The organism is Halorubrum sp. GN11_10-6_MGM (assembly GCF_005435165.1).
In the GTDB taxonomy this organism is placed as follows: Archaea; Halobacteriota; Halobacteria; order Halobacteriales; family Haloferacaceae; genus Halorubrum.
The window spans coordinates 1-7,366 of sequence record NZ_SGUC01000063.1; the positions used below are offsets into that span (position 1 = coordinate 1).

Consider the following 7,366-nt stretch of genomic DNA (forward strand, 5'->3'; position numbering starts at 1 on the left):
GATAACTCCCAGCTCAATCAGCTGCCGAAACATCCCGCCGAACGCTGGCTGAGTAGAAGGCATATTGCCAGATTAGTACTGACTCAGTGTAACTATACGGTCTTTCCACAGTTCTACATAAGAGCGACACAGATACGGAGATCCGGATACAAACTCTGAAATGATTCCGGAAAGTGAAATGGAGGAGTGAATCCACGAGAACACGCTACTTCTATCGAGACGATCCTCGTTTCCCGAAATCCGGAATAGACACGCCGGCGATTATGCGAGATTTCGGTGTAGAGGCAGTAGGTGACTTACGCAAATGCCGTTCACTATCGACTTCCTAGACGACGGGCGCGTCCTCGAGTGGGACGCCACCGCCGACGGTGCCGTTGCGACCGAACGCGACGACTATACTCCACGGTTCTACGTCGGTGCTCGCGATCCGGATGCCGACATCGATTTCACAGCACTTCGGTCGCTCTACGACCACCATCCCCACATCGCTGGAACCGAGATAGTGACGCAGCATCCTGGATTCCGTCGCAACGAGGAACCAGTCCTCGCCGTCGACGTCACCCACATCGACCGCGTCAGCCCGCTCGCACAGCAGGCACGGCAGGTGGACGCGTATCCGGTTGGAGATCTCGCCTGTTTCAACGTCGACTTCTCGCGAGAGTTTCGGTACTGCCTTGAGGAAGACGTCGATCCGACACCAGCGAGCGAGCTGTCGACACTCCGACTCAGCGTCCCAGTGACCGAAACGGGAACTGACACCTACACCGAGCTGTCCATCGCTGGCGACACCGTCACCGGCTCGCCAACGGAGATCCTGACAGCAGTCCAAGCAGCACTCGAAGATCAGAACCCGGATATCCTGGTCTGCTCGACGAGCGAGATCATCTCGACGTTGTACGAGATGGCTGCGGCCGCCGGCGTCGACGAGTTTACGTTGAGCCGGTGGCCCGACGTCGACTACCAGCAGCTCGCGAGCCGGTCGACGTATGCGAGTTACGGTCGTGTTGGCCACTCTCCAGCGCGGTACAACGTGCCCGGCCGGGTAATCATCGACGAGAGTAACACGTTCTTCTACGGGGAGACAAACCTTGACGGCGTTCTCGATCTCGTCTCGCGGTCGAGGAAGCCCGTCCAGGAGCTGGCGTGGGCGTCGATCGGCAATGTGTTGACCGCGATTCAGATCTGTGAGGCCCACGACCGCGACGTGCTCGTCCCATGGAACTTCTGGCGGCACGAGTTCTACAAACCGATGGGGACGCTCCACGACGCCGACCGTGGCGGCTTCATCTTCGCGCCCGAGGTCGGCCTCCATGAGGACGTCCACGAACTCGACTTCTCGAGTCTGTATCCAAACATCATCTACACCCGGAACGTCTCACCCGACGTTATCCGCTGTGATTGCCACAGCGACCGCGAGGACGTCCCCGGCCTCGAATACTCGATCTGTGACGAACGGGGCTATCTTGTCGACGTCCTCCAGCCCATCATCGATGCTCGCGACGAGATCAAGGCGGCCATCCGTCGCGAACAGCAGCGGGACGATCCCGACGAGGACCGACTGGCGGAACTCGAAGGGCGATCGGGTGCGCTGAAATGGATTCTCGTCGCTTGCTTCGGGTATCAGGGGTTCAGCAACGCAAAATTCGGGCGGATCGAGTGCCACGAAGCAATCAACGCGTTTGCTCGCGAGATTCTGTTGACGGCAAAGCAACGCTTGGAGGCCGGTGGCTGGCGTGTCGTTCATGGCATCGTCGACTCCATCTGGGTGACGCCGGATCCCGACGTCGACGACGATGCTCGCGAGGACCTCGAGGCGCTCGCGACAGAGATTACGGAGGGCGTCGAGATTCGGCTTGAACACGAAGCCCACTACGACTGGGTCGCGTTCGTTCCCCAGCGGGAGAGCGACGCCGGCGCACTCACGAAGTATTTCGGCAAAGTGGCTGGCAATGACGAGTTCAAATTACGCGGCATCGAGGCTCGTCAGCGGTCGACTCCGCCGTTTATCGAGGATGTTCAGCAGGATTGTCTCGAACGATTCGACGCGACTCGATCTCCGGACGCCGTACTCGACTGTCTCCAAGACGCCATCAAGCGCCTTCACGCTGGAACGGTGCCGGTTGAACAACTCGTCGAACGGAATCGTGTCTCTAAGCCACTCGAAGGGTATACGCAGAACACCCAGAACGTGGCGGCGCTGAAGCGGGCTCGCGATCAGGATCTCGCCGTCCATCCCGGACAGGATATCGAGTACGTGGTCGTTGACGATGAGAAGACCTCTCGCGAGCGGGTCGCATTAGCTCACGAGGAGATCGAGACCTACGACGCTTCCTACTACGAGACACAACTGATCCGAGCCGTCGAGAGTGTACTGTCACCGATCGGGTGGGACCGTTCAGACATTCGTCGGGAACTCACGGAGACGCGGGCCCCAAAGTTGACGGCATACACGAACACGGAGGATTGTTAACCAACACAGGAGTCGTCAGGAGCGGTTCTGTTGGTTAACTACTGCCCCTCACGAGATCGAACCCCCACACCCCGTGTGCGATATGAAATCGGGAAGATGGTGGGAGGGGGTAGTCAACGGGAGAGACCCCGAACCGCCGGAGATTCATGATTTTACGGAGGTAGGGCCTTAGAGACGGCAATGTCACGAAAGACTATATTTCATAGAAACCTTTACATAGACACTCTGTCAACCATAGCCGCAACAGGGCTCAAGTCGGTTAAAACGAAACAGTATGTTTCGTGATATAATTGGGCTCGTCTATGGCTTTAACCCTTCGTGAGACGGACGCCTCCGTTAGTTTGACGCCTTCTCGTGGACTCTCTCGCCATTTTCCAACTTTTCAGATGACTCGTCCTTGCCTACCCTCTCACCAAATTCATATCGCACACGGGGTGTGGGGGTAACCCACCGACGAAATAAGACTCCACTCGAGATATTCAAGAGCTCTTCTCGGCACATCTAGTCGAGAATACGTCTAGTAATTCATTTTGTACACGGGGAGTACCCCCACCGAACCCATCCGTCTCGCCTTGACATCGACAGCTGTTCGATGACCTGATCAACATTTCATATCGCACACGGGGGGTCACTACGACTAATTGATTTCGCCCACGGTTACAGTATTACTTTGCCTCCCCTTCGCGAAAGCGCCTGTAACGTGAGAATTCAGCAAATTTAATCTCGCACACGGTACCCATATTTATTTATAGTTTCGCTCTAACTGCCCAAATATGGTTGACGGCGACGATCAACAGTCCCTCTCACAATCTATCAAAGGACGCCTCCAGGAGGGTGTTCAAAACTCGGTTTTCCGAGATAAGGGTCTTCTCGACCCAGATGCCGTCATCGACGAGGATCGCATCGTCGGTCGTGATGACCAGCTGGACGATATCATCACCTACCTACGACCGGCAGTACAGGGAAACCGACCGCCCAATATGCTTCTCTACGGCCCATCCGGGACGGGGAAGTCACTCATTATCAACGCGGTCTGTCAGCAGGTTCTTGAACTCGCGAACGCCCAAGACGACCGTTTTGGGGTTATTAAAACCAACTGTCAGACAATCAAATCGCACGATAGGGCCGTCTATCGACTTGTGGAAAACGCCGCTAATGAAGCAGACGTTGAAATTGGGGTTCCACAGAGTGGCGTCTCGACAGACCAGAAACTCAACCGATTTTATGAGATCCTGAGCAACAACTTCGACTCGGTCATTATCATCTTGGATGAGGTCGACCTCTTGGTAGGGCGACAACGGGATCCGAACGATGAGCCAGCATACTCCAAGTTGCTCTATCAGCTCTCTCGAGCATCACAACTCGGCCAGATCGAGGGACACGTTTCCGTTGCTGCGCTCACAAACGATCCCCGGTTCATGGAGAACCTCGACGGTCGGGCAGAGAGCTCGTTCAATCCGCAGGATGTCGTCTTCTCAGACTATGATGCGGACCAACTACAGTCCATTCTGAAACGACGTCGTGACGCGTATCGGGACGGTGTCCTTGAGGACGGGATCATTCCACTTAGCTCTGCATTTGCGGCACAGGACCACGGCGACGCCCGGAAAGCGATCGATCTGTTTCGGAAAGCAGGCGAGATTGCAGACCGCGAAGGCGAAGATATGGTTCATGAAGGGCACGTTCGTGATGCCCAGAAAGAAGCAGAACGGGATCGGACGCTGACTCAGATGCAAGGGTTGTCGACCCAAAAGAAGCTCTCGCTTTACGCTACTGCGATTGTCCCCGTCTACTCACAACGCAATTTGAACGCTGTTCCCAGTACGGTTGCATATCGCGTGTATCAGTACCTTACTGACTTACTTGACGCTGATACAAAATCGCGCGACTCCTACCTTCGGTATATGAGTGAAGCGGAGACATACAACTTCGTCACCTCAGAAAAGCGTGGACGCGGCTACGGGAGTGGCGTTCACAAGGAGTACACGTTTGTTGATGATCCGGGGGTGGTTGCTGAAACGCTTCGAGCTGACATCCGGATCGAAGAGGCGGATAATGAAGGCGATCTAATCAAATCTGTTGTCAACGCACAAATAGATGATTTCTTTGAAAGGAAGTAGCACCCAGAGACGTTGCTGCCACGACTGGATTCATTTCGCACACGGGGTGTGATTTCGCTATAATTACTGTCGCTATCTGTAAGTGTGTCTGACAACCGTATACACGATTTCATTTCGCACACGGAGTGTCTCCGCTTGATTCGTCAACTGATTCATCTCTCATACGGGGTCCGTCCCGAATCAACGTAGAATCATCTCGCACACGGGGGGTGCCAATCAGGTCTCTGTGGGAATTTCATTTCGCACACGGGGTGTGTAGACATCAATATCCGGCTAGCCACCTGTTCTACTCGTCAGGATCGACCGGTGACTTATATTTGGACTTGACTTGATTTCCCTCTCTCCATTGCCAGTAGTAGTAGCGATTGTTGTTGATCTCCTTGATCGTGATCGTCGCTTTGGCAGGGACCTCATCCGGAAGATCGTCTGGTCGCTCTTCGACCTCTTCTTGATCTACCGACTCCTCGAGATGGTCCTCTCGTTCCTTGTGTTCGGCGAGCGCTTCAGCGTACGTCGCAACGTCTCGGAGCAGCTCCGAGTCCGACTCGTTGAGCGTGTTGACGATCTCCGTCGGAAGGTTCGCCGGTGGGGTCGGGGGTTCGTAGGACATCGGCTACTCTCGTATTAACCAACACGACCCACGAAGCAATAGTTTTGTTGGTTAAGACGATAGAGACGACCCTTCCTTGCTGGATGTCACACTACCTGAAGTTTATTTATAAACAAATTTCGTAATGAGTTACACTGTGCTCCGGCGTATCGAACTTGAAGTCCTCGCCACGATCGACCGCGGCGACACGATCTCCGAGCTCGCGACGAAGCTCGACCACAGTGAGAGCTACCTTTCTCGTGGCGTCGGTGACCTCGTCGAGAAGGGACTCGTGTACACGGAACGCGACGGTCGGCGAAAACGAGTCGTCCCGTCTGATTCTCGTGCCGTCGAACTCTACCAGGACCTCGTCCGCCAGTACTCCCATATCGACTTCCCCGAGCTGTTGACCGGGAAGACACTTGAGGTGCTATACTACCTCGACGAGCCGCGAACTGTCGCCGAGATCGCCGAGCAGAGTGACAACTACCGCAATACCGTCAACCGTGTCCTCAAGCGGTTTCGCGATCGTGGCCTCGTCGGGACGGACGACGGCCGTTATGACTTCAACGCCGACTTCGACCGTCTCCACGAGTTCGCCCGTCAACTCACACACCATCTCCATCGCCAACGCCTCGAAGCCGTCGCCTCGAAGGGCACAATTCTCTGGGAAGACTACGACGAATTCCTCGCCCAAGCCGAGACGGAGATCGACGCAAACGGATTCTACGAAACCGGCCTCGCTCGATTCGCCTCGTTCGACCTCCAATTTCTGCTCACCGACCACCGCTATTACGTCTACTCCGAGGAACCCGACGCCCTCTCTCCAGCGGAGCTCTGCTGTCACACGCTGTTAGTAGACGACGGCAGCCGTTACCGTTCGTACTGTCTCCTCTTGCTCAGTCACGTCGACGTCGACGAGGACGACCTCCGAACACAAGCTGCGAAGTATGATCTTGAAGACAAAATCATCGCCTTGCTCCGCTACCTCGAGACCCACGGCGATGTTAGAGACGATCGCCTCCCCGAGTGGGACGAGTTCCAGAAGCTGGCGACTGAGTACGAAATCGAAACCTAAGCGGGAGCTGTAAGCGAGCCGATTCAGAAGTCACGCGCCGTCCGGGCGGGGAGCATTCTCGTACTTGATCATCTTCTCGGGCTTGTCGGAGATGGTCTTGTGGATCTGTTGAAGGGTTTCCTCCGCGGCGAGAAGATTGTGTTCGTCGAGGAAGGTCCGGCCCTCCTCTGTGAGACCGTAGAACTTCCGAGGATAGCCCTGCCGGCGCTGATCATCATTGAGGGGAACTTCTTTGACGATACCGGCGTCGATGAGCTTTTGGATGTGTTTGTAAACCGTCGCCTCGCTCACGCTGGGGTTGAGTTCCTCAAGTTCGTACATCGACGGAAGCTGCTTGGGGTGCTGGAGGATGTCCATGATGAGCGCGAACCGTGTCTGTTGTGTGACGAAGTGGACGAGTTCCCGGGGCTCAGTTTCTTTGGCGGTCCCCAGATCGGAGTTCATACGATACGGTCCACGCCCTGGCGAAAAGTAATTTACCCCTAAGTAAATTACTCTGAGACAAACTGGCAGGAATTGCTACTCCTCACGAGACGGTCTCGGTGTCGATGCCACCACAGATTTGATTGGTGGGCTCTCTGTTGAACGGGTATGACTGTAGCAGAGCTCACTCGTTGTCTTGAGGAAATGCGTCGGCAACTGGACCGACTTCCTGAAACCGAAGAACCACCGCCGACAACTCTCCAACTCTTAGATCGAAGTCGACAGGAAGGCGACTGGCAGCAACTCCTCGCATATTTCTTGAATCCAGAAGCCCCGCATCGGCTCAACCACGCTGTATTGGAACAGTTTCTCCGTGGACTCCAACGTCGTGACAATATTGACTTCAAGTTCTCCCGGTTTGACATTGAGAACGTCCAGGTTGCGACCGAGGTTCCAGTTCCAGATGGTCGGATCGATCTATTGGTGTGGTGTGAGGAAAAGTGGTTCATCCTCTGTGAGCTCAAAATCGACGCCTCTGAGGGAGATGGACAAACCAAGAACGCTCTTCTGTAGGAGATTGTTGATACTGGCGAGCTGTCGCTGTCGTGTCGAAGAGGACAAGGACACCGCGTCAGCGGTGTCCGACACGGATGATTCCGCTAGATGTGTTTGGGTCGGAATCGGTC

At 55.2% G+C, this 7,366-nt stretch carries 6 protein-coding genes; 4 read left to right on the forward strand and 2 right to left on the reverse strand.

All coding sequences use genetic code 11. The features are described from left to right. The first annotated feature begins 304 nt into the window (after nucleotides 1-304). Complete coding sequence (locus EXE46_RS15865) at nucleotides 305-2,470, forward strand: type B DNA-directed DNA polymerase (RefSeq protein WP_137689314.1); 2,166 nt, start codon at nucleotides 305-307, stop codon at nucleotides 2,468-2,470. Nucleotides 2,471-3,243: 773 nt separating this feature from the next. Further along, nucleotides 3,244-4,590, forward strand: a complete 1,347-nt coding sequence (locus EXE46_RS15870) for an orc1/cdc6 family replication initiation protein (RefSeq protein ID WP_137689315.1) — start codon at nucleotides 3,244-3,246, stop codon at nucleotides 4,588-4,590. 286 nt (nucleotides 4,591-4,876) lie between these two features. On the opposite strand, the gene EXE46_RS15875 is transcribed toward EXE46_RS15870, so the two are convergent. Then, on the reverse strand, nucleotides 4,877-5,200 hold the full coding sequence (locus tag EXE46_RS15875) for a hypothetical protein (protein ID WP_137689316.1): 324 nt from the start codon (nucleotides 5,198-5,200) through the stop codon (nucleotides 4,877-4,879). A gap of 136 nt (nucleotides 5,201-5,336) precedes the next feature. Here EXE46_RS15875 and EXE46_RS15880 point away from each other — a divergent pair, with 136 nt between their 5' ends. Then, entirely contained in the window at nucleotides 5,337-6,257 is a 921-nt protein-coding gene (locus EXE46_RS15880; RefSeq protein ID WP_137689319.1) for a MarR family transcriptional regulator, read from the forward strand. A 30-nt stretch (nucleotides 6,258-6,287) separates the two neighbouring features. Here the strand turns inward: EXE46_RS15880 and EXE46_RS15885 are convergent, their stop codons facing one another. Continuing rightward, nucleotides 6,288-6,701: a helix-turn-helix transcriptional regulator gene (locus EXE46_RS15885; RefSeq protein WP_137689317.1), complete on the reverse strand. Its 414-nt coding sequence runs from the start codon at nucleotides 6,699-6,701 to the stop codon at nucleotides 6,288-6,290. 147 nt (nucleotides 6,702-6,848) lie between these two features. Between EXE46_RS15885 and EXE46_RS15890 the strand changes: the two genes are divergently transcribed. Next, nucleotides 6,849-7,253 (forward strand): PD-(D/E)XK nuclease family protein, encoded by a 405-nt coding sequence (locus tag EXE46_RS15890; RefSeq protein ID WP_241981595.1) that lies wholly within the window; start codon nucleotides 6,849-6,851, stop codon nucleotides 7,251-7,253. The last annotated feature ends 113 nt before the right edge of the window (nucleotides 7,254-7,366 follow it).